The 24341-nt window shown below is 64.0% G+C and carries 18 protein-coding genes; 6 read left to right on the top strand and 12 right to left on the bottom strand.

Annotated elements, in window-relative coordinates; genetic code table 11:
• Positions 1-194 precede the first annotated feature (194 nt).
• The 6 genes from LG299_RS06540 to LG299_RS06515 are packed head-to-tail and all read right to left on the bottom strand — an operon-like array spanning position 195 to position 6611.
• Positions 195-749, bottom strand: coding sequence for a TetR/AcrR family transcriptional regulator (locus LG299_RS06540; RefSeq protein ID WP_404434225.1), 555 nt, complete (start codon positions 747-749; stop codon positions 195-197).
• A complete protein-coding gene (locus tag LG299_RS06535) occupies positions 746-2401 on the bottom strand; it encodes an amidohydrolase (protein WP_404434224.1) in 1656 nt (551 codons plus the stop codon). Before LG299_RS06535 ends, LG299_RS06540 begins: the two co-directional genes overlap by 4 nt.
• 5 nt (positions 2402-2406) lie before the next feature.
• Entirely contained in the window at positions 2407-3867 is a 1461-nt protein-coding gene (locus LG299_RS06530) for an APC family permease (RefSeq protein WP_404434223.1), read from the bottom strand.
• Positions 3868-3898: 31 nt separating this feature from the next.
• Positions 3899-5050, bottom strand: a complete 1152-nt coding sequence (locus LG299_RS06525) for an NAD(P)/FAD-dependent oxidoreductase (RefSeq protein WP_404434222.1) — start codon at positions 5048-5050, stop codon at positions 3899-3901.
• A gap of 2 nt (positions 5051-5052) precedes the next feature.
• Positions 5053-5250 carry a ferredoxin gene (locus tag LG299_RS06520; protein ID WP_404434221.1) on the bottom strand — a complete coding sequence of 66 codons (198 nt, stop codon included), beginning with the start codon at positions 5248-5250 and terminating at the stop codon, positions 5053-5055.
• Between the two features lie 17 nt (positions 5251-5267).
• On the bottom strand, positions 5268-6611 hold the full coding sequence (locus LG299_RS06515) for a cytochrome P450 (protein ID WP_404434219.1): 1344 nt from the start codon (positions 6609-6611) through the stop codon (positions 5268-5270).
• On the opposite strand from LG299_RS06515, the gene LG299_RS06510 reads away from it, so the two are divergent.
• A complete protein-coding gene (locus tag LG299_RS06510) occupies positions 6612-7223 on the top strand; it encodes a TetR/AcrR family transcriptional regulator (RefSeq protein WP_404434218.1) in 612 nt (203 codons plus the stop codon).
• A 131-nt stretch (positions 7224-7354) separates the two neighbouring features.
• Here LG299_RS06510 and LG299_RS06505 read toward each other — a convergent pair whose 3' ends face one another.
• Entirely contained in the window at positions 7355-7912 is a 558-nt protein-coding gene (locus LG299_RS06505; protein ID WP_404434216.1) for an HD domain-containing protein, read from the bottom strand.
• Between the two features lie 144 nt (positions 7913-8056).
• Between LG299_RS06505 and mobF the strand changes: the two genes are divergently transcribed.
• The 4 genes from mobF (at position 8057) to LG299_RS06485 (ending at position 13820) form a co-directional block, all read left to right on the top strand.
• Positions 8057-11548: a MobF family relaxase gene (gene mobF / locus LG299_RS06500; protein WP_404434214.1), complete on the top strand. Its 3492-nt coding sequence runs from the start codon at positions 8057-8059 to the stop codon at positions 11546-11548.
• Positions 11549-11690: 142 nt separating this feature from the next.
• Positions 11691-12098, top strand: a complete 408-nt coding sequence (locus LG299_RS06495) for a sulfate permease (RefSeq protein WP_404434212.1) — start codon at positions 11691-11693, stop codon at positions 12096-12098.
• A gap of 74 nt (positions 12099-12172) precedes the next feature.
• Positions 12173-12442 carry a hypothetical protein gene (locus tag LG299_RS06490; RefSeq protein WP_404434210.1) on the top strand — a complete coding sequence of 90 codons (270 nt, stop codon included), beginning with the start codon at positions 12173-12175 and terminating at the stop codon, positions 12440-12442.
• A 13-nt stretch (positions 12443-12455) separates the two neighbouring features.
• Complete coding sequence (locus LG299_RS06485) at positions 12456-13820, top strand: hypothetical protein (protein WP_404434208.1); 1365 nt, start codon at positions 12456-12458, stop codon at positions 13818-13820.
• A gap of 35 nt (positions 13821-13855) precedes the next feature.
• On the opposite strand, the gene LG299_RS06480 is transcribed toward LG299_RS06485, so the two are convergent.
• From LG299_RS06480 to LG299_RS06470, 3 genes are read right to left on the bottom strand one after another with little or no spacing between them, the layout of a single operon-like run.
• Positions 13856-15628 carry an SAVED domain-containing protein gene (locus LG299_RS06480; protein WP_404434206.1) on the bottom strand — a complete coding sequence of 591 codons (1773 nt, stop codon included), beginning with the start codon at positions 15626-15628 and terminating at the stop codon, positions 13856-13858.
• Entirely contained in the window at positions 15625-17094 is a 1470-nt protein-coding gene (locus tag LG299_RS06475) for a HesA/MoeB/ThiF family protein (RefSeq protein WP_404434205.1), read from the bottom strand. Before LG299_RS06475 ends, LG299_RS06480 begins: the two co-directional genes overlap by 4 nt.
• Positions 17091-18191: a nucleotidyltransferase gene (locus LG299_RS06470; RefSeq protein WP_404434203.1), complete on the bottom strand. Its 1101-nt coding sequence runs from the start codon at positions 18189-18191 to the stop codon at positions 17091-17093. The genes LG299_RS06475 and LG299_RS06470 overlap by 4 nt, the downstream gene beginning before the upstream one ends.
• A gap of 697 nt (positions 18192-18888) precedes the next feature.
• On the opposite strand from LG299_RS06470, the gene LG299_RS06465 reads away from it, so the two are divergent.
• Entirely contained in the window at positions 18889-19068 is a 180-nt protein-coding gene (locus tag LG299_RS06465; protein WP_404434202.1) for a hypothetical protein, read from the top strand.
• A gap of 350 nt (positions 19069-19418) precedes the next feature.
• Here the strand turns inward: LG299_RS06465 and LG299_RS06460 are convergent, their stop codons facing one another.
• The gene (locus LG299_RS06460; RefSeq protein ID WP_404434200.1) at positions 19419-22610 is read right to left on the bottom strand and encodes a type ISP restriction/modification enzyme; all 3192 of its coding nucleotides are present in this window, start codon (positions 22608-22610) and stop codon (positions 19419-19421) included.
• Positions 22611-23239: 629 nt separating this feature from the next.
• Entirely contained in the window at positions 23240-24295 is a 1056-nt protein-coding gene (locus LG299_RS06455; RefSeq protein ID WP_404434198.1) for an ImmA/IrrE family metallo-endopeptidase, read from the bottom strand.
• Positions 24296-24341 lie beyond the last annotated feature (46 nt).

Raw genomic sequence — 24341 nt, 5'->3', positions numbered from 1 at the left:
ATCCCAGAGGGCTCGCGCTCGGTACCTTGAGCTCGAAAATTCTGCGGACGTGCAGGAGCCTCGGTGCTCGGAGGGTTGCCGGTTGTGTGGGGAGCCACGCTCGAGACGTCTCCAGAGATTCGACACCAGGGACCACAGTGATCGCCAGCAGATGGGCGCGCTTCGGCTCTAAGCGCGGACGCACTCGGGGTGAATCAGCAAAATGAAAGTGCGGAGGCGGCTTCGATCATCGTGAGAAGCTCGCGACGGATCATCGTTCGCTCGTTGTCGTCGATGTAGCCTTCCGCGGCTGCGGTTGCGGCGCCTTCCGCGCTGTGTCGGATCACCAGTGATCGCTGTTGCGGGATCCCGTCGTTAGCGAACGCAGTGCGCCACTTTTCGGCGTCCTGGCGGAGGACCTCCACAGCGGCTGGCGTTTCACTGAACAGAGGTGGCAGCGCGCTCGGCGCGAATATGCGGGCGGCGTCAGAACTATCGCCGGTGAGCGCGCGAACGTAGGCGGACAAGAGCACGCCGGCATAGCGCTCATCGTTCTCGATGAGCCGGTGGACGGCCACCCAGAAGCGATCGACGACCTCCTGGCACACAGCGGCCCGAAGATCCTCCTTGCTGCCGAAGTGGTAGAGGAGTCCGCCCTTCGAGATACCCGCGGCTTGTGCAATCTGATCGAGAGTGGCGGCATGGCCGCGTTCGATGAACAGTCGCTCTGCAGCCAACACGATCTCTCTACGATTTGACGGTCTCGTCATGCGGGAAATTGGTACTCGTCCGCGGCCCACACCTGGGTGCCGCCAACGAAAGTGCCGATCGGCAGGATGGAGTGCAGGTCGAGCGGTGCAGTGGTGAACGGGTCGCGGTCGAGGAGGGTGAGGTCGGCGAGCATTCCAGGGGCGATTGTGCCTGTGCGGTCCAACCGGTTCACATACGCGCCGCCAACGGTGTAAGCGGTCAGTGCCTGGACGAGGGAGAGTCTCTGTCGTTCAATGAATACCGGCGCGTCGGTGTCAGATCCCGGCGCGACTCGGTTGACGGCGACGTGGATGGCCTGCATTGGCGAAGGGTCGCTGACCGGCCAGTCGCTACCTGCTGCGAGCCGGACATCGGCCCGCGCAAGGTCGGCGAAAGGAAATTGCTGATCGGCGCGCTCGGCCCCGATCAGCGGGATGCACAGGTGATCCATTTGTTGTCCGTGCGCAGCCCAGAGCGGTTGGATATTCGCGGTGACGTTCAACGGGGCGAATCGAGCGATGTCCGACGGTCGGACGGACTGCAAGTGTGCGATCTGGTGTCGAAGGTCACCCGGATTGGGTGTCTTTTCGAGCGCGTTGAGCACTTCGGTGAGGGCGCGGTCACCCATCGTGTGAAAGTGCATGTCGAAGCCGGCCGACTGCAGCGCGTGGATTACTTCGTCGAGAACGTCTGGCGCGATGAGGGAGTCACCGGTGATGTCGGTCGGAAGCCCGGTGACGTCCAGGTACGGTGCGTGCATTGCGGCAGTGTGATTCTCGGGGATGCCGTCCTGCATGATCTTCACCGTGTGGGTGGTGAACAGGCCGGTTGCTGCGTCTCTTCGCGCGGCCATCTCGGCGATCTGGTCGATGCCGAGGCTGGGCTCGTAGAATAGGGCACCACTCACGCGAGCCGTCAGGCGGCCTGCGGCGGCGGCGCGATGGTAGGTGTCGTAGACGTCGGCGATGTCGCCGAAGTTGCCGACCAGCGCGTCCTGCCACGCAGTGACGCCATGCGTGTGCAAGGTGCGCTGCGCGGCGATCAGTGCGGTGTCCAGATCGGCAGCCGACGGTACGGGTTTCACATCGTTGAGCAGCGCCATCGCGGCTTCATGCAGCACCCCGGTGGGCACGCCGGACCGGTCGCGCTGGATGCGCCCACCCATCGGATCGGGGGTGGTGGAGGTGATGCCGGCTTGTTCGAGAGCTGCGGTGTTTACCCAAACGGCGTGCTCGTCTCGCACGACCAGCGCTGCCGGGCGGCCGCCACAGATTGCGTCCAGCAGTTCTCTGCGGGGACCGCCGTCGGGGAAAGCGGCGAAGGTCCATCCTGCACCGGTGATCCACTCTCGGTCAGGGTGGGTGCGCGCATACCGGTCGATTGCGTCGAGGAACTGCTCTGCGCTCTCCGGGTCATGAAGTGCACATTCCTGCAGACGAACGCCAGCCATGATCGGGTGAACGTGGGCGTCCTGGAAGCCCGGCAAAAGAAGACCGTCGCCGGTCTCGATCACCCTTCGCGCTGAAGAGGTGAGTTCCTCGACTGCGGAGGGTGCATGTTCGACGGCGGTGATCACGTCCCCGGTGATGCCCACGGCGCCCGTCACCGGTCCAGGAAGACCTGCGGTCCAGAAGTTGCCGGTGAACACGACGTCGACACGCGACTCGGGCACGCGGCTCACACTCCCTCTACGCGTTGGGGCTGCGGGAGCGCGTTCTCCGCAGCGGCGGGCGTGCGTGACCTGCGTCGAATTGCGCTCCCGATGAAGGCGGCGGCGAAGACAACGACGGGCGTAACGACCACGATCGTGTTCAAGATGCCTCCAGCGCCGGTGAGCAGTTCGATGTTCAGGATCATCATCGTCACGACTCCCGCTAGCAGTATCGCCGCGACTGCGGCGAGAACGCTGAACATGACACGTCGGGCCGCAGTGATCCCTGCGCGTGGACGGGCGAAGAACACCGAGACCGCAATGGACGCCAGTGCCATGAGGGAGATGAGTCCAAGCGTTCCCGGGCTGGAGAACCAGACAGTCAACTGCAGGAACGGGTCGAGTCCGAGGAGCCCGAAGATCAGCACGAACGCGGCCGTGACGATGGCCTGGACGTTCCCGAACGAGGGGGAGCGAAACTTCGGGTGTACGCGCATGGCGAGCTTCGGGAGGATGCCGTCCGAGCCCATGGAATGTCCATAGCGGCTCACCGCGTTGAAATACGCGATCCCGGACGCAATGGAGCTGGCCACGAGAAGTGCTTGCGCAGTCAGACCGGCCCACGGGCCGAGGTAGTAGTCACCGATGATGTAGATCAGTGCCGTCGGGTTTTCCCCGATCGCTGCGGCGATATCAGGAACGCCGAACGCCTGGGCGATAGCCCACGCGACGAAGCAGTAGAACAGGCCGAGGAACACCAGCGAGATGATGGTCGCGCGAGGGATGGTTCGGGCCGGGTTCTTTGCTTCTGCGCGGTAGATGGTGGTCGATTCGATGCCGAAGTATGCACCGAACCACACGAGCGCGGCCGCGGCCATCCCAGGTGTAAAGACGTTGGCGGGTTCGAACGAGGCAAAGCTGAGGTCAGCTGGGCCGGTGCGAGCGAGGACGGCGATCGCGACGACGACAAGGATGCCGACCTCTGCGGCAAGGAGCAGCACTAGTACTTTCACGCCGACGTCGATGCCGCGACGGCAGACATACCAGATCAGTGCTGTGATGATCAGGCCGAGAACCCACCAGGGAATATCGACCCCCGTGGCTACCAGGATGAGGTTCTGGGTAGTTGCGCTCACGATCCCCATTCCACCGATGTTGATAGTGAGGTACGCGGTGATTGCCAGCGCGGCGGCTCCTGTCCCGGCGGACGGGCCCAGTCCTTCACCGATGTAGGCATAGAAGGTGCCCGGCTTGGTGACAAAGCGGGTCATCGCGAGGATGCCGACGATGAACATGGCCAGCACAACCCCGGCGATGAGGAATCCAGCGGGAGCGCCGATTCCACCTACGAGGAATCCGATAGGGCCGTAACCGGCGATGAGGCTCAGCGGGGCGGCTGCGGCGACGACGATGAGCGCGATGCCACCGGCGGTCAGCACGCCGGACTTGAGGGTGACGGCGGGGACGGGTGAGTTCTCTTGATTCATGACGGGTTCGACAATCTTTTCGGGTGGTGTCTCAGCGGGTATGGGTGGAAGCGGCGCGGTGTTCCACGTCGCCTCGGGCGGCCATGAAGCCTTGTGGGTGGTTGATGGCGACGGCGCCGACCAGTTCGCCGTCGAGGAAGTAGCGGGCGAGGAGGCCAGGCTTTGGACCTGTTCCGGCGACGATGTCGATTTCAGCCCACCGTGGGTCGATGTGGCCGATGCCTTGCAACAAGCTGCCGTGCTGCATGGACCAGAAGTACGGCGCCTCGAGGAATGGGGTGCGCGTGGCGGCGGCGAGGTCGATGGCGACATGGCGTCCGTGTGAGCGGGCCGTTGTCCAGTGCGCGGATCGCATGACGGATCCGTCCGATCCAATCCAACTGACGCTGTCTCCGGCGGCCCACACGTCGGGAGCGGGGGTGCTGAGGGACTCGTCTGTGCGAATGGTGTCGTCGTTGGCGAGAAGGGACGTGTCGGAAAGCCATTCCGTGTCGGGGTGAGCGCCGATTCCCGCCACGACGAGGTCGGCAGGCAGAGTCGTTCCGTCCGTCAGCAGGACACGGGCAGGTTGGCCCGGCTCCACACCGGCGACAGCTGCGCCGGGGATGAGCCTCACTCCGGCGTCCGCGTGCAGACGAGTGAGGAGGTCCGACACCGCCTCCCCGAGGCGATTTCGGAAGAGGGCGTCTTCGCGAAACACGAATGTTGTCTGAACTCCCGCACTGACCAGCGACGCGGCCAGCTCGGCGCCGACGAACCCGCCACCGATGACGACAGCGGTGCGCGCTGCGCTCACTGCGTCCCGGAGTCGACGGCTGTCATCCAGTGAGTGCAACGCGTGCACCTCGTCGGAGACCCATGCGGGGCGGTGCGGACGAGATCCCGGAGCGAGCACCAATTCGTCGTAGGCGATGTCACCACGACTGGTGTTCAGCACCTGGGCAACGGTATTCACGCGGAGTGCCGTTCCCAGTACGACGTCGATGCCGACCTTGACGAGCTCGTCCCTGCCGCCGCTGACCGATCCGGCCCCGCTCAGCGCTTTGGACAGCGGGGGCCGCTCGTAGGGGACGTCCGGGTCCTTGTCGAGCACGATGATAGTGCGGGCGTCGTCGAGCTGTCGGAGATGCTTGGCGCAGGTGAGCCCCGCAGCTCCTGCACCGACGATGACGGTCCTGGACATGGTCAGCTGTGTGCCCAGGCCAGCGCTTGCGCCGGGCAGATCGCGATCGCGGCTTCGGTGGCTTCGACGTCAGAGGGATCCACGTCGACGGTTCGCAAGCGGACCAGACCACTCTCGTCTAGATCGAACACCGTGGGCGCGGTGTTCGTGCAGATGCCGGCGCCGATACATGCGTGGGTGTCAGGATTGAGGGTAGGCATGAGTTGTTCCTTCGGGTTCAGGCGGGGACGGTAGCGGCGGCACGGTGCACGCGCAGCGGCAATTGCTGCTGTACGGACAGGTAAGGGGCTGCGGCTGCGGCCGCAGGGTCCTGATGTTCGATGCGTTCCCAGCGCTGCGAGGTTGCAAGCAGAAGTTCCTCGAGCTCCATGACGGCGAACATGCGGCCCATGCAGAAGTGCCTGCCGACTCCCCAGTTCAGCGGCATCCGCTCTGTACGGCCGATATCGAACGCGTCGGGGTTGGTGAAAACACTCTGGTCGCGGTGCGCTGCCCCGATCAGGGCGAAGACGTGGTCGCCAGCGTGCACCGGGACATCCTCGATGTGGGTGTCGATGGTCGCGACTCTGAAGATCCACGCGTCTCCCGGACGGTACCGGGCGGATTCGGTCACGGCCGACGAGGCCAACTCGGGCTGCTCCCGCAGCCGTTGCCACTGGTCGGGGTTCTCCGCGAACGACCAGAACATCAGCGCCGCAAGGATCTGCGTCGTGTCTGTGCTCGCTGCCAGCAGCGTGACGAGGGCCGAGCGGATGTCGTTCGCGGTGACGTTCCCTGCACCCTGCTTGGCCAACAGATGGTCAATGACGTTGCTGTCCGGCGTGCCCGGCGTGTGGATGGCGATGAGGTCGTCCACCCAGTTCGTGAGTTCGGTCCAGGCGAGCGTGACGTGTTCACCGAGCGTGGGGTCCATCTCGAACACCCGAACGGACTCTTCGGAGATCCGGCTGATGAAATCGCCGTGCGCGATCGGATCCACACCCAGCAGGCGCGCGAACACTCGTGCGGGCACGTCGCGAATGAGCTGCCCGACCAGCTCGACCTCTGCCGAGTCGCCGATCACCTCGAGCGCAGCTTCGATGTCAGCTCGCACGTCGGCGCGCATTCCTGCTACGCGCGCGGGGGTGAAGAATGAGCCGATCGCTGCGCGCAGTCGCGTGTGAGCGGCGCCCTCGGCGTAGTTCACGCTGTTCTCCACAAGATCTCGGAAGGTTGCGTCGTCGACACCCGAGTGATCGAACAGCTCCAGTAGACCGGTGCTGAAGTCGGTGTTGCGCAGAAGCGCCGAGCTGGCGTTGTAGCCGAACACCTCTACTCCTCGCGCGGAGCGCACGACGTTTGTCCCAGGTGCAGTTCGTTCCCACGGCAGCCAGGGTGTCTCGATCAGCTCATCGACCGTGAACAAGTTCTCTCGAATCATCATTTCCTCCTTGAAATATGACAGTGTCATATATAAGCACGACGAAGAGGCATTAGACAAGAGTTGTAACGAGCGATTTACATCGACGACACACGAAGAACGCCGCACATCGACGCCGGACGAAAGGAAGCGTGACTGCACGTGCCCAAGATCGTGGACTACGAAGAGCGACGTCAGGAGCTCGGAACCGCGCTTCTCGAGGTCCTCGCGCGCGACGGCATTGAAGGCGTATCCGTCCGGAGCGTTGCGGCGCAAGCGGGCTGGACCCGTGGGGTCATCGCTCACTATTTTGCTGATCGAGATGAGCTGTTGCTGTATGCATATCGGCTTGCTCTGCAGAGAGAACACGCCGCAGTGGGACCGTATGAGTCAGACCCGCTAGCGGGGCTCATCGCCCTTCTCGTGCGTGCACTTCCCATCGACGAAACCAGTTCGCTCGACTACCGCATCTTCCTTGGTTTACTCGGCCGTCTCGCTGATCGACCGGAACTCGCGGCTTCGTTGGCATCGGACCACGCCGCATACGAAGAGCGGGTCTTGGGAGCCGTCCGGTTGGCCATCGAGGCAGGTGCCATTCGGACGGCGCTGCCTGCCAAGACGGTGGCAACCATGCTCTCTATCTACGTTGACGGACTCACCGTAGGGTGTGCCATCCACCCCGGATCGAGCACCCAGGCAAACCTCGAGGAGCAGATCACCAAGTTTCTCGGCACTGTCGCGCGTATCGAACCGACGCGGATCACCTCGGACTGAACATCCTCAGTTGACACCGTACGTTCGCCGCCGATGCCTTGAGCTGACCCGACCTGCGTCTTCCCGTCAAACCCTCGCAACCTGCTTGGGCAGCTGCGCATTGACCGCTTCCTCGAGCATCGCGAAGCGCCCTACCTGGGCTGAGCTACCGTAAGGCGCTCGTCGACTCTGGCCACGGCAGCCAGAAGTTCCGGCGCCGACGTCGACACCGCGGCGAACACGGGGTCGTCTTCGTCGTACCTCGACAGGATCTCCGCGACGCGCTCGTCTGCGCTTACCGGTTCGCCCGAGGGCGACGTCGTCATATCGGCATACGTGACGATGTCGAGCACGTCGCGCGGGGGAGCAGCGAACGCGTTTAGTTCGGCGAGTAGCTCCCGTTGCTGCGCCTCGAACACTGACCCGGTATGGAATGCGATCAGTGACACGACGAGACTCGGCATCCCTTCTCCCTCTGCGAATGTCGCCCCGTCAACCGGGTGGAAACCTGTTTTCGCGACATCCGGCGCGTAGCCCACATCGTGCAACCAGCAAGCCGCGACGATCTCATCGCTGTGCTCGGCGTGGAGGACGGGCGCAACGATCTCGGCGGTCGCCGCGACACCCTGCACGTGCGCCCACCGACGAGGAGAGCTAGACAGGTGCCGAGCCGCGAGCGATCGCGCTCGAGTCACGAAATCAGAAGTCATCACCTTCACCGTAGTCATCGGCGCACCCATCCGGCATCCCACCTCGTTCACCGCCGTCGGCTTCAGACGTCGACCGACCGTCCCCGTAGAGCTCACTCATTCGGTCCCACGCCTCTTGCAGATCGAGGCGGCGCACCTTTCCCCATGAGCGGGGAGGTGCGGGCGGTGACGGTGTCGATGCGGGTCATGAGCGCGGGCGACGGCTACAAGTATCTGCTTCGCACCGTCGCAGCTGGTGATGGCAATCGCCCGCTGTCGACGCCGCTAACCCGGTACTACGCCGCCGAGGGAACACCTCCCGGTCGCTGGATAGGATCTGGCCTGCGCGGGCTGGCGAACGGCGAGATCGCCGCGGATCAGATCGTCGCGGAGAGCCAGCTGCAGCTCTTGATCGGCATGGGCCGCGATCCCCAATCCGGCGAACCCCTCGGGCGGGCGTATCCGGAGTACCGCGTCGCGGTAGACGGCGAGCCCACAAAGCCCCACCGCCGCGCCGTCGCCGGCTATGACCTCACGTTCTCGATTCCGAAGTCGGCGAGCGTGTTGTGGGGGATTGCGGATGCTGCAACCCAGACGTGCATCGCAGATGCGCACCACGAGGCAGTTGCGCAGGTGCTCGACTACATCGAACGCGAGGTTGCCGCGACGCGCACCGGCGCAACCAGCCGCGACGGTGCCGTTGCGCAGGTCGATGTGACCGGCGTCATCGCTACCGCGTTCGATCACTTCGACAGCCGCGCCGGCGACCCGCACCTGCACACCCACGTGGTGATCAGCAATAAGGTGCAGACGGCGCTCGATGGCAAGTGGCGCTCGCTCGACGGGCGGCCGATGCATGCCGCGGTCGTTGCGCTGTCGGAGTTGCATGAAGCACTGTTCGCGGACGAGCTCGCACGCACGCTCGGCGTCGAGTGGGTGACTCGTGAACGAGGCCGTGACCGCAATGCAACGTGGGCGGTTGCGACCGTGCCCGAGTCGCTGGTCTCCGAGTTCTCGACGCGCGCGCGCCACATCGACGTCGAGACCGATCGCCTGATCGACGCGTTCGTGGAGGCGCATGGGCATCGTCCGGATGCTTCGACGATCATGAAGTTGCGCGCTCAGGCAACGCTCATGACGCGCCCGCCGAAGGAGGTGCGCTCGCTCGCTGACCTCACGGCGGAGTGGCGTCAGCGTGCAAGTGCGATCCTGCAGACGGATGCTACGACCTGGGCGCACGGAGCCACTCAGTCGCAGTCACCGCAACTGCTTCGCGCCGAAGCCGTGCCGCTCGAGTCGATCGAGGCGCTGGGCGCAACTGTGGTGGAGGTGGTGAGCGACAAGCGCACGACGTGGACCCGCTGGAATCTCACGGCGGAAGCCGCCCGTCAGACCATGGGAATGCGGTTCGCCGCAGCATCCGACCGCGAAGCCATCGTGGGCATGGTTGTGGACGCGGCGGAGCGGCGGTCGCTGAGGCTCACGCCGCCGGAACTCGCGACAAGCCCGCTGGCGTTCCGGCGTGGCGATGGCAGCACGGTCTTTCGTCCGCGGAGCGGCGCGCGGTTTACCTCGGAGGCTTTGCTCGATGCCGAGGCTCGCCTGCTCGAGTTCGCGAGCGACATGTCAGGCCCTTACGCCACGCAGAAGTCAATCGAGCACGGGCTGCGCCACCGTTTGCCCGACGGCAGTGCGCTGACGACGGATCAAGCATCCGCCCTCACATCGATCGCGAGTTCACCGCGCGTCCTCGATGTTCTGGTTGGTCCTGCCGGGGCGGGCAAGACGACGGCGATGATCGCGCTACGCCGAGCCTGGGAACTCGAGCACGGTACCGAGTCGGTCGTCGGGCTCGCGCCATCGGCGGCGGCCGCGCACGTGCTCGCCGAGGACCTCGACATTGCGACCGAGAACACAGCCAAGTGGTGGCAAAACCATCTCGTCCACGGCGAGGGATTCCGCCGCGGACAGCTCGTGATCATCGACGAAGCATCGCTTGCCAGCACCGCCTCGCTAGAGCGCATCTGCGGGTTGGCGGCTATCGCCGGTGCAAAGGTGCTACTCGTCGGCGATCACGCGCAGTTGCAGTCGGTTGGGGCGGGTGGCGCGTTCTCGATGCTTGTGCACGCGCGACCTGACGCACCCGAGCTGGTTGATATCCACCGCTTTATCCACAAGTGGGAGAGGCCCGCGTCATTGCTCCTCCGTGACGGCGATACCGACGCGATCGATGTCTACCTCGCGCATGACCGGTTGCGGCAGGGCGAGAGTGAAGTGATGACGGATGCTGCGTACTCAGCGTGGCGCGCCGACATCCGGGCCGGCCGGTCCACGGTGCTTGTGACGGACTCGCGAGAGGCTGTCGCACTCTTGAACACACGCGCTCGCGCGGACCTCATTCTTGGTGGCGCGATCGACGCCAGCCGAGAAGTGAGGCTGCACGATGGAACGCACGTCGCTGTGGGTGACACGATCATCACGCGACGCAACGATCGGCTCCTCCGAACGGGCAAATCGTGGGTGCGCAACGGCGATCGGTGGACGGTTGTCGCCGTGCACGACAACGTAACGATGACGGTGCGGCGGCACGGTCAACGCTGGGGGAACGGCGTCCGACTTCCCGCCGCCTACGTGCAAGAACACGTCGAACTCGGCTACGCAGTCACTGCCTACCGTGCGCAAGGAATCACGACCGACACCGCGCATGTTCTCGTGGACGGCGCGACGACGCGCGAGAACCTGTACGTCGCGATGACGCGCGGGCGCCACGCGAACGTCGCGTACGTCGCCGTGGACCGCCCCGACGCAGCCCATGACGGGCCACACCCCGGTGATAGCGCGGATGCCTCGGCGCGGAGCGTGCTCAACGGGGTGCTCCAGAACGTCGGCGCCGAACTGTCCGCGCACGAGACGCTGAAGGTCGAGCAAGACGCGTGGGGCTCGATCGCGCAGCTCGCCGCCGAGTACGAAACCATCGCCTCCGCAGCGCAGCGCGAGCGGTGGGCGGCGTTGGTCTGTCGGTCAGGGCTCACCGAGACGGAAGCTGCGCAGGCGCTCGACTCGGATGCGTTCGGACCGCTCACAGCGGAGTTGCGGCGGGCTGAGGCGAACCATATCGATGTCGAGACCGTGTTGCCTCGTCTTGTCGGTTCACGGCCGCTGGCAGATGTCGGTGATGTGGCGGCCATTCTGCAATCTCGCGTCGCGCGTGCGATCTCCCGCACCGCCAATGCGCACCGTGCCCGCACGGAACCGCGATTCATCGTCGGCCTCATTCCCGCCGCTCTCGGTTCGATGGGCGACGACATGCGCCGCGCTCTCAAGGAACGTGCGCAGCTGATGGAGTGGCGTGTCGATGAGCTCGTCACGCGGGCGGTGCGCGACCGTGCGCCATGGATCACTGAGCTGGGGGAGCAGCCGCGGGGCGCGGCTGCCGAGGCATGGCGGCATGACGCGCGGGTGGTTGCCGCATACCGAGATCGGTACGGGGTGGTCGGACGGCGCGTCCTGGGTGCGACAGCGACATCCAGCGCGCAGGAGCGGGATGCCGCGCGAGCGCGTGTCGCGATGGAGGACGCCCAACGGCTTTCGCGGTCGAACGCGGCTCAGCCGCCGCGGACAGATCGACGTGCCGAGCGTTCCGGCATTGGGCGTTAGTGCTCTTCCCAACGTCGCCGGCGCGTTCTAACCTGAGATCAGGCAACCTCTATTGCGCGTCTTCGCTCGTTGCGAAGGCATGATCCCGACATGTCGGGCAGTCCACTCAGGTTCTCGTTGCTAACACCTCGAGGACTGACGCATGTTTGCATTGATCTGGATGCTGAGCACCCGCATCCGCTTCTTCCTTCGCCGCTACGCGCCGACCAACATTCTGCTCGCCGCGCTACACACCCGTCGCGGCCTGAAGTGGGGCGTGCCCGCCATGCTGCTCGCGGTACCGTACCTCTTCGGCGTCGTGCTGTGCGCGGAGGCCGCGGCGCACACCGGCGACGCGTGGCTCAACTTTCTCGTGCTGCTCTTCGTCTGGAACGCCGTGAAGTTCATCGTTGCCGGGCCGGTCTGTCTGGGGCAGCTCATTCTCGTGCGCATCCGCGAGGCATGGGCCGACCGTGCTGCGCGGGCGCGCACCCTCAGCGAGGGCGTGCATCTCGAGCGAGTCGCGGCATCCGACGATCTGATGCCTGTGAGCAGCCGCGCCGCACGGTAGCGGGAACCCAGCGCGCACCTCTCTTTCACGCCACTCTTGAACCTCGATCGACCCATCCACCAGGAGGTAGTCCCATGACGATTCCCCAAGAGCAGTTCGACGATCTGCTGCACCGTACTGCGCTCGCCGCCCTCTTCTACTACCCCGAGATCGTTCTCGAGGACGGCGACTTCGACCTTCAGAAAGACATCGCGTACTGCATGGAACCGGTCGCCGGCCTGCCCGACGACGACGCAGACAGAGTGCGCGATGCGGTCGGTCGCGTGATCGTCAACCCGACCACGCATCGCTCGCAGCTGCTTGAGATTGTCATCGAGCTCGCGCCGGACCCCTCGGAAGACTGAACGAGTCCTTCTCGTGGCAAGGCAGAGCGCTGATGCGCCGCGTCGCCGTGCGGTCGAGGCCGTGTCCGCAGAGTCGAACGAAGCTCGCTTGGCGGCGCGGCGGGAAAAGGACCGCGCGTACCGCAAGGCACACCCGGGGGTCGTCGCCGCGCAGTCCAAGGCCTGGAGAGAATCCCACAAAGACGAGGTCCGCGAAGCGAGGCAACGGTGGAGGGAAGAGAACCTCGACCGCAACCGTGAACTGAACCGCGAGTCGATGCGTCGAGCGGCGGCACGCCGCCGGCGCGTTGCTGAGCTTCGTCAGAAGGCGCGCGAGCGTTCCGCGGAGTGGAAGCGGCAGCATCCCGAGCATGTCCGCGAGTACAAGAAGCGGTGGGTGGACGAGAACCGCGACAAGGTGCGCGAGTACTACCGGAACTATCACGCGAGGCACCGCGATGAGGTGAACGCACGGGCAACCGCCCGACGTGACGCTGACCCCGAGAAGGCCAAGCAGGCACGCAAGCGCTGGGCGGATCGGAACACCGATCGCCTTGCCGAACTGCAGCGTGAGTACCGGAGCGATCCCGACAAGTACCGCGCCGTTCTCGACTCGAACAGCGCGGCAAAGCGGCTGAAGCGCCTCCTCGAACGCGCAGGTCTTCCACCGAAGCGGGTGCATCACGCTACCGCCGCCGAGCGGCGCGCAAACGATCGAGTTGCTGACGCGTACTTCGCGAGCCCCGACCTACCGAAGAGAACGGCGCAGTTCGACGCCTTCGCCGGTGCGCTGACCGCCCACGTTCTCGAGCACGAGCCACAGATGCGCAAGTTCGCAGAAGCGTACGTCGCTACTAGGGAGCGCATGGGTCTGCCGGCGGTGGATGTCGAGGACGTCGTCTACGCGAAGGCTGTCGAGTTTCTGACCGATCGGATGCGTCGTGTCGATCAGCTCACGAGTCGGGATGTGGCGGCTGCTGTGCGGAGCGTGAAGGCGATCGTCGCTGAGCGCGAGCGGGGGGAGCAGTACAAGGGACTGGTGAAGGCGGTCGAGGCCTACATTCGGCGACACCGCACGAAGCTAGTCGCGAGGGCGACCGCCGTGAACCGGGAACGCGTGCAAGCGGGACATCCACGGATTCCCGTCGGGCAGACCGTTGTGCGTATCGCTATTTCCGAGGTGAGTCGAGTCGTCCCGGTCGACCGGTTGCGCCAGGGAGATCTTCGGAGTGTCCGGGATGAGGCGCTTCGTGGATACGAGCGTCAAATCCCCGGATTGCAGAGCTCGGCGACGCCCGGCCTGGCACCGACGCGTCCTCAGCCGGCAGTTCTAGGTAGGCACCGCGGCGGTCACTGCCCGGTGCCCGCAATGGATCCCCTTACGGGCATTGCCCGATAGCGGAGGGTCGAGGGCGGGTCTGCTCGGTTCCCTCGCTACAGGATTACCTCGGTGATCGGACCACCGGCGACGCCGGGCTCGAGGGCGATCGCTGGCCGATACCGGGGGCCGTTGATCGTGTCGCCGTCCCATTCGTAGCAGATAGTGCGGAGAGTGTTCAGGTACCGCCCGACGAGCACGGCCATGGGGAAGGGGCCGTGGAAGGCGAAATGTACTTCGGCCCGCCCGTGTTCTGCGGACAGGTGCTTGACATGCTGGGCGACGGCTTGGCTGAGGCGGCCCGCTTCCTGTGGATTGATCCGATTGGAGTTCGTGACGGAGACGATCTCGACGCTGGCGAACCCGTGGGCGGACTCGCGCACGAGGCGCTCGAACGCGGTGAGGTCTGGGTCTGCGGTGAGCGTTGCGAAGACCGCGACTCTGTTCGCCGCGTTGCTTGGCTGAGCGACCTCGATGGCTAGCGCCTCGACGTTGAGTTCGGTGACGCCCGGATCGTTGCTCGCTGGTGTCGACTCCCAGACGTTGTTTTGCACATCGTGGACCGCGACGTTGCCGAACTTGGTTTCGGGGAATACCGCTCCGAGCGCGAGTCCGATCGAGAGGTGTGCGCCGCCGGAGATCCGCACGCGCTTCGCGCCTGCTGCGAACACGGCGTCACCGGTGAGCGGGAGCGTCCGCGAAAGCAGTTCGAGGCCTTCGGGCGTCGGGAGCCGTCCTTCGGTGGCACCCTTGATCCGCATGTGAAGGTCGTCATCGTCGGCATCTACGGCGAACGGGGCAGGGCGACTCTGAACCCGGATGGTGAAGTCCCGGTTCTCTGCGCGGATCTCAGGTCGGCGTTGTTCGATGCGGTGCATGAGGAGGTCGCGAACGATTTCGAGTTCGCCTTGGGGGTCGAGCGCATTGGCTTGTTTCTTGTCGGCGAGCGTTCGTGCCGGTGTGAGTCGCAGCAGTCGGTCGGGCGCGTCGTAGTCGCATTTCGACTCGCTTCCCTGTCGTGGGATCTTGTTGGCGATGCACAGGCTGAACGCGGGGTTCTCGTCGAGCTGGAGCAGTCGGGGGAGTTCGCGTTCGCGGACGATCTCGCTGTCGGCGATGTCGGGAGTCACAACGAGCACTCCTGCCGAAAGCCCATCCGTGAGCGCCTGCTCGAGCCGGTCTGTGGTCGTCCCTGGTCGCAGGTCGACGCGGTCTCTCCACACGACCAGACCCGCCGCTCTGAGCAAGTTCTCGAACGACTCCGCTTGCTGTGTCCCGTCGGACTGGCGGTACGAGATGAACACTGGCCCATCACCGCGAACTGCGCCATCGGGAAGCGGGCCAAGCTGACCGAATCGTGGCGGGGGGAAGGTCACGTACGCATCCCGCATGACGACTCGGCCGAGTCTCTGACGTTGTGCGATTATGCCGAAGTACCCGCCAATGTCGCCGGGCGTGAGTACGAGGAGAGCGATGGAGCCGTCAGTGGCTTTGGCAGCGCCGCGCATTGCGTTGCGGTCGATCGTGCTCGGGCCGGACGGTGCGGGATGGCTGTGCCACTCTCCGACGTAGCCGATTGGGTCGTCCTCTGCTCTATCCGCGAGGAACTCTGCCAGCCGCTCGTTCGCCCGAACGTCGTCGCGGACATATCGGTCTTTTGTCGCGCCACCCCCGTCGACCACGAGGGCGTGAGCAATCACGACGTTGTCCTTCTCGCGGTATCCGAGGAGGATGCCGCCGGTTTCGAGGGGTAGACGCTTCGCTGTCTCGGATGCGATCGTCTCGTGGGCGTCAACACTCACGTCGATGCTCGGAGCGGATCGAGTCATTGGGCAGTCCTTGCTGGGCCGACGAGGGTCCGTACTTCCCCTGAGGGGTGGACGGGACGGCCGATGAGAAGGCCGATGATGTGACGGACGGTCGCGGATGCCGCCTCGACCGCTACGTGGGGTGGTGTTGGCGAGATTGGGCTGCCGCACCCGGCTTCGAACACTGCGGGCGGCTGCTGGTCGACGTCGACGTCGACGCTCGAGCTCGGAAGCGGGTCGGCGCCCTCAAGCGGCGGGAGTAGATCGACGCGGTAGGTGGCGCCGTCGTTCTGAATCGAGGCAGAGATCATCCGCTTCCGCGTGGACCTGGCGGCGACATGCAGGAGGGCGGTCGTGGCGAAGTCGGCGGTGGTATCCACGACGAGATCGTGGCTCGTCAGAAGCTCCATGGCGACGTCACCAGACGAGACGGCTCCGTCGCGCTCATCGATGTCGTCTGCGGCGATCTCATGCCGAGCGACCAGATGTCGTTTGACCGCGGTGACCTTCCGCAACCCCACCATCTCCGGTCCGACGAGGTGGCGGATGAGGTTACCGGGCATGACGATGTCGTCGTCGATGAGCGTGAGGTGTCGGATGCCGGCACGCACTAGCAGATCGGCCGTGAAGGAGCCAAGCGCGCCGACGCCGACGATCGCGACCCGAGCTTCGTGGAGCAGAGGCGCAACCACACCTGCGCGGGCCCTCTTCGCCGCGGTGGTGTCGGCTGCCGCGCGGAGGCGCCGAACTGCAGAACCCCCGTCATTCGTCGGCCAAACCTCAAGCACGATCGCGCCGTCATGGATGCCGCGCCGGTAGATGAGCACAACGATGTCGACCAGGTGGGTCCGGATCCGGCGGTCCAAGTCCACGTCGGGGGCGATGCGGGCCGCGACGTCCTGCCAGGATCTGGGTGGAACGGCTATGTCGCCGAGATCGGCGACATAGCCAAAGCGGTCCTTGCTGTGCTTGGACGCCTTCGGCGGGCGCGTACCGCTCCCGATCCGCATCGTGTTGTTACTCTTCGGGCGAAATCGCACGAAGCCGTTCAGGTACCCGGCGAGGTCATCGTAGAGATAGAGGCGCTCGTCCTCGGACCTTTGGAAATATCGCTCGAGATCCAGATCGGGCCGATCATCCGGCCACCCAGCATCCGCCTGCTCAAACCACTCGGTCACGTGCTCCAGGAAGGCCGACGCTTCTGTCCACCACAGATCGTCGTGGTCGTCCTCCGCGACCAAACAGAGCGCGCCGTCCAGTTCTCGATGCCAAGACCACGCGACGCTGTCTGGGTCGACGGGAACAACGCGTGGCGGCTGGAACGGAAAGCGGGCCCGAAACGAGATCACGACCTCGGTTGACTCTCCCGGGTGTGCGATCGTGCCTCGCCACCCGGTATCGCCTTCGATGAAGCCCGCGCGGATCAGGCCCTCCTCGAAATGCTGACGGGAGTATGCGACGTACTCGTCGTATTCAGCGATCGTCAACCGAAGGTCCTGGTACCCGCCGGAACGACTCGCTCACCAGCGGAGATCGCGAACTCCCGCTTCGATCCGTCGTCGTTGAACCCCGGCGGCATCGGGAAGACGGTGTCCTCGTCGCCGTTCTTGCCGAGCAGCTTCTGGAACGCCATCGCAGCTTTGCCCTCGTCCTGCTCCTCGAGCGCGCCCCGAGCGTCGGCTGCAGCGTCGATGAATCGGCTCCGAGCTGCCTCCAGTTCGTCATCGGTCGCGCGGATGTTGATGGTGTGCCCCGGGAGCGTGGGGTCGCTGACCACAATGCCGTAGGTGACGAAGTTCTCGACGATCTTGCTGACCTCGTCGAGCGCCGAGACGTAGTGCTCCGCGTGATCACTCCCCGTCACCAGACCCGAGGCGAAGGCCTGGTACGTGGCGACCTCAAAGAAGAAGCCTCCCGGCTTCTTCTTGCCGAGGAGCGCGCGTCGGGTCTGGCGGAGTAGCTTCACCGTCGGGACGTAAAAGCCGTCGTGCGCGGTGTTCATCGCGGTCGACAGCGACGTCAGCGATTCGGGGTTGGTGCGCACCCACTGATTGTCGTCGCCCTTCTGCGGGATCTCCCAGGTCTCGCCATCCCAATGCGGGCGCGCGGGAACGGCATCGACGTAGAGGTCGTAGTCGGGGAACGAGACCTGCAGACTTCGATCCTGTCGCTTGGTGCGCTGATGCCCGTCGTTATCACGCCCGAACTCGGTATGGAGGACGTTGAAGAACCGGTCGAGGATTTCCTTCGAGGTGATCTCGCTCGGCAGATCGGGGAGGCGGACGAACACGTCAACGTCTTTCACCCGCTTGATCGAGACGCTTCGTTTGTAGGAACCGATCAGCACCGGGTTGGCCCCGTACTCGGCGAGCTTGGCGTCAGCCACGAGCGCGTCGCGGACCAACCGATGCGCCTCCGGTGCATTGGCTTTGTCGTCGCCGGGCTCGATGGAGCTCAACGCATCCTTGAACTGCTGTTTCAGGTGAGCCATCAGGGCGTACTCCGCTTTCGGTCGGGCTGGTCTATCGAGTCTACGAAGGGGGTCCGACATCGCGGTCCGGCGCTCGGGTACGCCATCCTCCACGAGCTCGCGTCGCCCTGCCGGGAGCGCCTGGGCGAAAGCCCATCGACTTGGCTATCAGTTCATCCGTGTCGCTCGACGCGACCGCCCAGATCGGTCGCGCACCGCGCTGGTTTCGGCAGACGGGCGGGGGGACGGGGACGGGCGCCTCGACGGATACGAGCGGCAGCGGGTCGACTCGCGCGCAGGTAGGGTCGATGGCCATTGTGGCGGCGAGTTGTGGGGGCTGGAACTCCGAAGTATGAGCCCAGCCCACCCGACTGTCGCCTAAGGCGACAGCAAACGGATTACAGCTACCGCCAGAGAGAGAATCTGCAAACAGATTCCGATCCATGGAGCCACTGACCCACGCGGATTCGACTTTTCTTTCATCCGCGGCCACCTCCTTTCGGTTCCACCGGTTGGGTGCAGCGGGATTACTCCCGCCGAGACCAGCGAGCGCGGGTCTACTCCAACCCGCGTTTGCGTCCGGCGGTCCTGTGGAAGGGCCGAGTGCATGTTACCGAAAGGGACGTTGGGTCGCACTTGTTCGAAAGAGTGAGACTGCCTCAGGCGTCTGTCCGATCATCAAACTTTCGCCCAGCGCGGTTCATACGACCCGAGCGAGGTGGCCGGCGGCCGGTCCCTTGACGTGCACGACGCGCGTGAGTGGGGCATGCTCAGAGCTATGGCGGGTGGTCCGAGGGGGTTCGAGTTCACGGTGCAGGGCGAGGTTGTTGAAATTCGCCATCACGGTCGCCCGGCAGCGACGCTCCGAAAGTCGGCGGCGGCCAACTTCCTCGATGCCTTCGATCGCGGCGACGACCCGCAGCAGTTGATGGCACGAGTCACCGGCAACTACAGGCACGGCAACGAGCGATCGGCCATTCACCGGCCGTAGTTCCGAGCAAATCGACGGGCTCGTCTTGCGAGAGTGGGAGTTCCTCCTCGGCGACGACGAGCGATAGCCGCTCCACGAACGGGCACTCTGGTCAAGCCTCAAGAATCATGGTGATCCGTTGGGCCGGGTTGGTGAGCACCGCGATCAGTTGATATTGGCGCAGATTGAGCTAATCGCTACCCGATGTTCGGCTCTTCGAAGAGGCCGCCTCTCAATAACTCCACCACGGGTGAACTTAGCTGTATGGCAACGAGTCACGAGCTTTTGTCGCGCGGACCTACGAGGCAACTCTGATCGCTACTCGCGGAGTTGGCTAATCCGCGATAGCCAAGATCGAGCGGTTGATAGGCCTACGCGGACTCCGTCGTTGTTGTGCCGCCCGCGGACTCAGTCGGTGCGCTGCCGCCCCACAGGTCGAGCGTCGTCTCGCTAGCGGGCCGCGGCCGCCGCTGGTCGCTAGTTGGCCACTTGGCTCCCGCCGTCTCCAAGTCATGACACGTTAGGAGAGCGGACTCGAGTATTTGGCTGAGCAGCTCGCCCTGAGCGGACTCGAGCTCGATTAGTCGGGTCAACACCGTCAGTACCTCCACGAGGTCGTGGGACCACTCTGGCTCCCATGCTGAGGGAACTATTTCGTCCAACGGCGACGTACGCTTCCCAGCCGGCGCCTTTGCCCTGTAATCAACCCACGATTTGACAACCGAGCGCCCGCCAACCGCGTACTCGTAAACCTCTTGGGAGACGGGGCCGAATCGGCCACCTCCGATGAGGATCTCCTGCCTCGCGATGTCGTAGTCAAGGCGCTCTGGTAGATCCTTCACACCCGCACGCAACGTGATTCGGCGTGGGTCGTCCTTCGGGAACAGCAATGCCGGTGGAGCACCGTCGCCACCGACCGCGCCAAAGGTTTGTGCCCAGACCACCTGTCTGCCGAGCTCCACTGCTCGCCGGAAGAGGTTGACGTCCGCAGTCAGAGGGACGCGGATGCCGGGAGTATCTAGTTCGTCCGCGAATCGCTCTGTGAAATTTGGGTGAGCAACGACACCCGCCGTGTAGTCGAGAACATCGCGCGCCGTCACCTCTGCGTTGAGATTCTTAGAGATGGCAAGTACCAACCCATCAGCGAGATTCGGCGTGCCGTCCGGCTGTATGAAGGGCAGAGTCCGACCGCCGCGATTGTTGAAGTGATCGTTGTCGGGCATCAGGCCCGAAAAGAGCAACCCGGGCCCATCGCCGACCGCGTGAACATGCTGCTCGACGATGAACACCTGACCGGTGAGCTCTCGAGCATTCCACAAGTCTTCCCCTGCGCGATGAATGAGCCGCGGGTCGGCGATGAGGTACTGCCGGTCGAAGGCGCGGTAACCGACCCGGACCGCGGGCTCCATGGCTGCCGAAGAAGTCAGGCTCGACAGCTTGCTCAACCGTTTTTCGTGCTTGAATCCGGGCAGGTCCTTGAACTGCTTGTCGATGACTTCGCCACGCTTGTCTTTCACGAGCTTGGTGCGTTGCTCGACGTTGGGCTCGGACACCATCGTCTTCCAGCGCTCGTCGAGAACATCCGTCGAGGGCGAATAGACCCAGGTGCGGGTCGTGAAAATCCCTGGGCGATACCAGGCGAAGAGCTGATCGAGCGAAGGCCACTGGTCCCATTCCGAGGTTGGAGCGGGCGTGAACGCAGCCGTCCATTGCGTCCGAACGTCCTGCCAGCCGCCCTCGCCCAGCTCCAGAGTGCGAAGTGCCTCGAACTTCTGGTGCCGCTTCCCATGCAACGCTACGTAGCGAATCTTGGCGGGGATGCCGGCGTCTGCTCCTGGCGTACGAACGAAAATACCGATGGCCAGTGGTTGCCTAACTCCTGGGAAGATTCGTGTTGGAACATCAGGGGTGTGACCCTCGGGAGTCAGGTCGATAATCCAGCCTTCGGTGGCTTGCTCCCGAAGGTAACGTCGCATGCTCTTGAACGCCGAGCCGGTGACATATCCAGACGTGGTGATTAGGCAGATAACGCCTGTTTCATCTGCAACTGTCGACTCCCAAACTTTCCAAGTCGACCATCGCCAAAAGTACACGTAGAGGTTCTTCAGTTTGGCAGCGATATTGCCGGGGACATCCTTTAGGAAGTCCTGCAAGATCCCCTGGCTCTTCTTCCCTCTCTTGGCCGCCAGACTGCCGTGCTCGACCCAGCCTCCGAGACCGGCGGTCAACTCGCGGTAGGGCGGGTTGCCAATTACGACGTTGACCTTCTGGGACCGCTTTAGCTCGTTAGCGCGCTTGCGTGAGTTTGCAATGGTTTGAAGCCCGGAGGCGATTTGCGTCTGGTCGCTCTCAGGGTCGTCGAGCGTGTCTGTTACGTAGAGCTTGAGCCCGCCCTTTGGGAGCTTTGCATCAGCCTGTGCTAGCAACTCGGCGACTCGCAGCTCGGCTACCGCATATGGGCCCATCTGCAGCTCGAAACCTGCAAGACGTTCAGCTAGTCCCGTCATTGCGTCGCCAACGCCGCCGACCCCGATGCCGTCCTCGGCCACGTAAACCCGGACTGCCTCGATGATGGATTGCAGGAAGGTTCCAGTACCCATTGCGGGGTCGACGGTAAAGACCTTGTTCGACGCGAAGCCTTCCTCAATGCCCAGTGTGTCGACGAGCACAGATTGGGTAAGACGAACCATCTGATCTACAAGCTCCTTCGGCGTGTAATACGTACCCGACGCCTGCCGTAGCGCGTCGTCGTACTCAGCCAGGAACTCCTCGTACAGATAGAGATAGACATCACGCTTGGTCTTGCGAATACGGGCCCACTGGACCGCTCCGATTACGGTCACGAGAAGATCGAGCGTTACCTTAAAGTCAGCCTCAACATCATCGGTAAGGAGCTGTAGAGCCCGTCCCATGAGCGAATGCTGTGCCCCAAGATCCTTGCCGACGTCGTGGAGACTGCGACCCTCAACGCCGATATTGCTTGTGCGCGCTAACAGGAGAGCGAAAGTTACCGCCTGGGCATACCCGTCCGCGAAGGTCTTGTCGTCGGCTTGCGGAAACAGGAGACGGCGCCAATCCCGCGACAAACCGATGAATGGCTGTTCGTCTTCCTTGCTTCCAGCATCAACCCGGCGCCGCTCGGCGGCGAGCTGATCGAGAACCTCGCCACGCAGAAGCCTCGTGAGGGGAGCGATAGCTCGGACAAGGGCCTGTACCGACGTGATCGGTACCACCTTCCATTCGAGGAACAGGCGAAGCAAGATCTCAAAGTCAGGGTTCGATCTCAGGTTTCCACGGATCTCGAGCAGCGGGTTCGGGGAAAGTGACGTCTCTATGCGAAGGTTCCCGTCAACGTATAGCCGCCAATCCGTCCCGTTGGTGTAAATCAGATTCGGCAGATCCTTCTGCCGTTCCCACTGCTCCAAGTTGTGACCGCTGAAGCTCTCGGGTTTGATCGATTTTCCCGGTGCTTTGACCTCGACGTACCCCATCACGATCTGGTTGACGGACACGCCGTAGTCAGGGCGGACGCGCCGGTCCGCGTCCCGTACCTCGTCGTGCATGACGGCCGCCTTGCCACACAAGTCGCCTGCCGCTTGTATGAGCGCCTCGAGCGGCGCTCTGATGGTCGCCGGGCCCGGAGAGCTTTGCAGCGCACGCCGTGCCGAACGCGCTGACGGCGGCATCCCAAGGATCGGTCGACTGGGTCATGGTCCAAAACTAGGGCAGGTCAGCGACAACACTGGGAATGCGGCCCGAGCGTTATCGCGACACACAATCTCGGTGTCCTCCGCTAGCGCCGCGATCCACGGATGAGGGGGGATCGACGTTCAGTGCCATGTGAAGCCACGCCAACGCCTGGCCGGAAAATAAGGGAAGCGCAGCGTCGAAGTCCTGCTGGTCCTGCGATCAGAGCCCGGGTGCTTTGTAGAGCAGCTGGATTCCGGCCGGGGATACCTCACCCCTTCGCGCTCCCACACGATGAGCTGGGCAGAGCGATGCGATGTTCGCGCCTGTAGGTCCACATGGCAGGGCGATTTGTGCATGAGGAGAACCTTGTACTTCCAAGGCTGCGATCCGCGGCGACGGAGCCAGAGGCTGCTGAATGATGGCGCGAACGAAGAGTCATCGTTGGTGAGTCGCCGCAGTTCGCATCGATCGGCGGACCTCTCGCCAACGAAGCAAGGCGTAGCTAACGGAACGAACGGTCGACCAGCGAGAGCCGCGGCTTCTCCGTCTCTATGCCTGCAAGTCGTCGGATGTGTCTTGCGTTCATTTGGAGCGCGGATGCGATGTCGACGGTGGAGACATCTATCGTTTCCAGTAGCTCGATGGAATTGCGAAGTAGCTCCGGGCGCTCGCCGGGGAACGCGAAGATTGACAGCGGGATCCGTGGAACGGAACGAAGCGTGATGTAGGCGCGGCGCGCTGACGACTCCGAGATCCGCTCGAGGTCCCTAGAGCGGTAGACGAGCATTTCGGGGGAGACGCCCCATTCATCGCTGAGTTCCTGAAGCGCGTTGAGGTTGAATCTCGTGGGCAGATGGTCGTGGATGACATCTCGGGGCGTGAGGAACTCGGCGGCGAACATGTCTGCTTGACGTTCCATCTCGATGTCGGAGCCCAGCCTGCCGTGATGCATGACGACATGGCCAAGTTCATGGGCCGCGCTGAATCGGTGCCGGAGAACGTCGTCTGCCTTGTCCGGGGTAAGAACGATGAGCGGACGTGGAAGGGCGGTCGTCGAGAACGCGTCAATACGGCTCTTCTCTGGAAGGGCATCGTCTTGCTTCATCGAGAAGAAGACGGTCAAGATCCCGTGCTGCTCGATCTCGTAGACGAGGTGGGGGATGGGCTCACTGCCGAGCTTCCAGTGCTCCCGAAGTTGTTGGGCAGCCGTCACCGGATCCGGGACGTGTGTGGAGTCCGGGTAGGCCCACGCGGGCAGGTCCAGTTCAGGGAACTCGACGCGCTCCTCCAGGTAGCAACTCAGCTCCCAGACCTGCTCTACATAGGCGGTGGCCTGCTGCTGCTGTCCGACTGTCGTAGATCGCAGCCGCCGGAATGACGCTTCAGCGACCTCCACCTGTACGCGCGGCCGTCCGTGGACGAAGAATCCTGGCGGGACATTCAGCGCTTGGGCGAGCTCTCTAATGGTGTCGGGTCGAGGGCGGACCTCGCCGCGCTCGTAGAGACCGATAGCGGCGGCAGAAACGCCTACCGCCTTGTGTAGGTCATTCTTCGACATCGCGCTGATCCGACGCGCCTGGGTGAGGCGAGCCGGATCAAACGCA

Source organism: Microbacterium lacus, from assembly GCF_044794305.1.
GTDB classification, from domain to species: domain Bacteria; phylum Actinomycetota; class Actinomycetes; order Actinomycetales; family Microbacteriaceae; genus Microbacterium; species Microbacterium lacus_B.
This window is presented reverse-complemented; position numbering and strand designations above follow the sequence as displayed.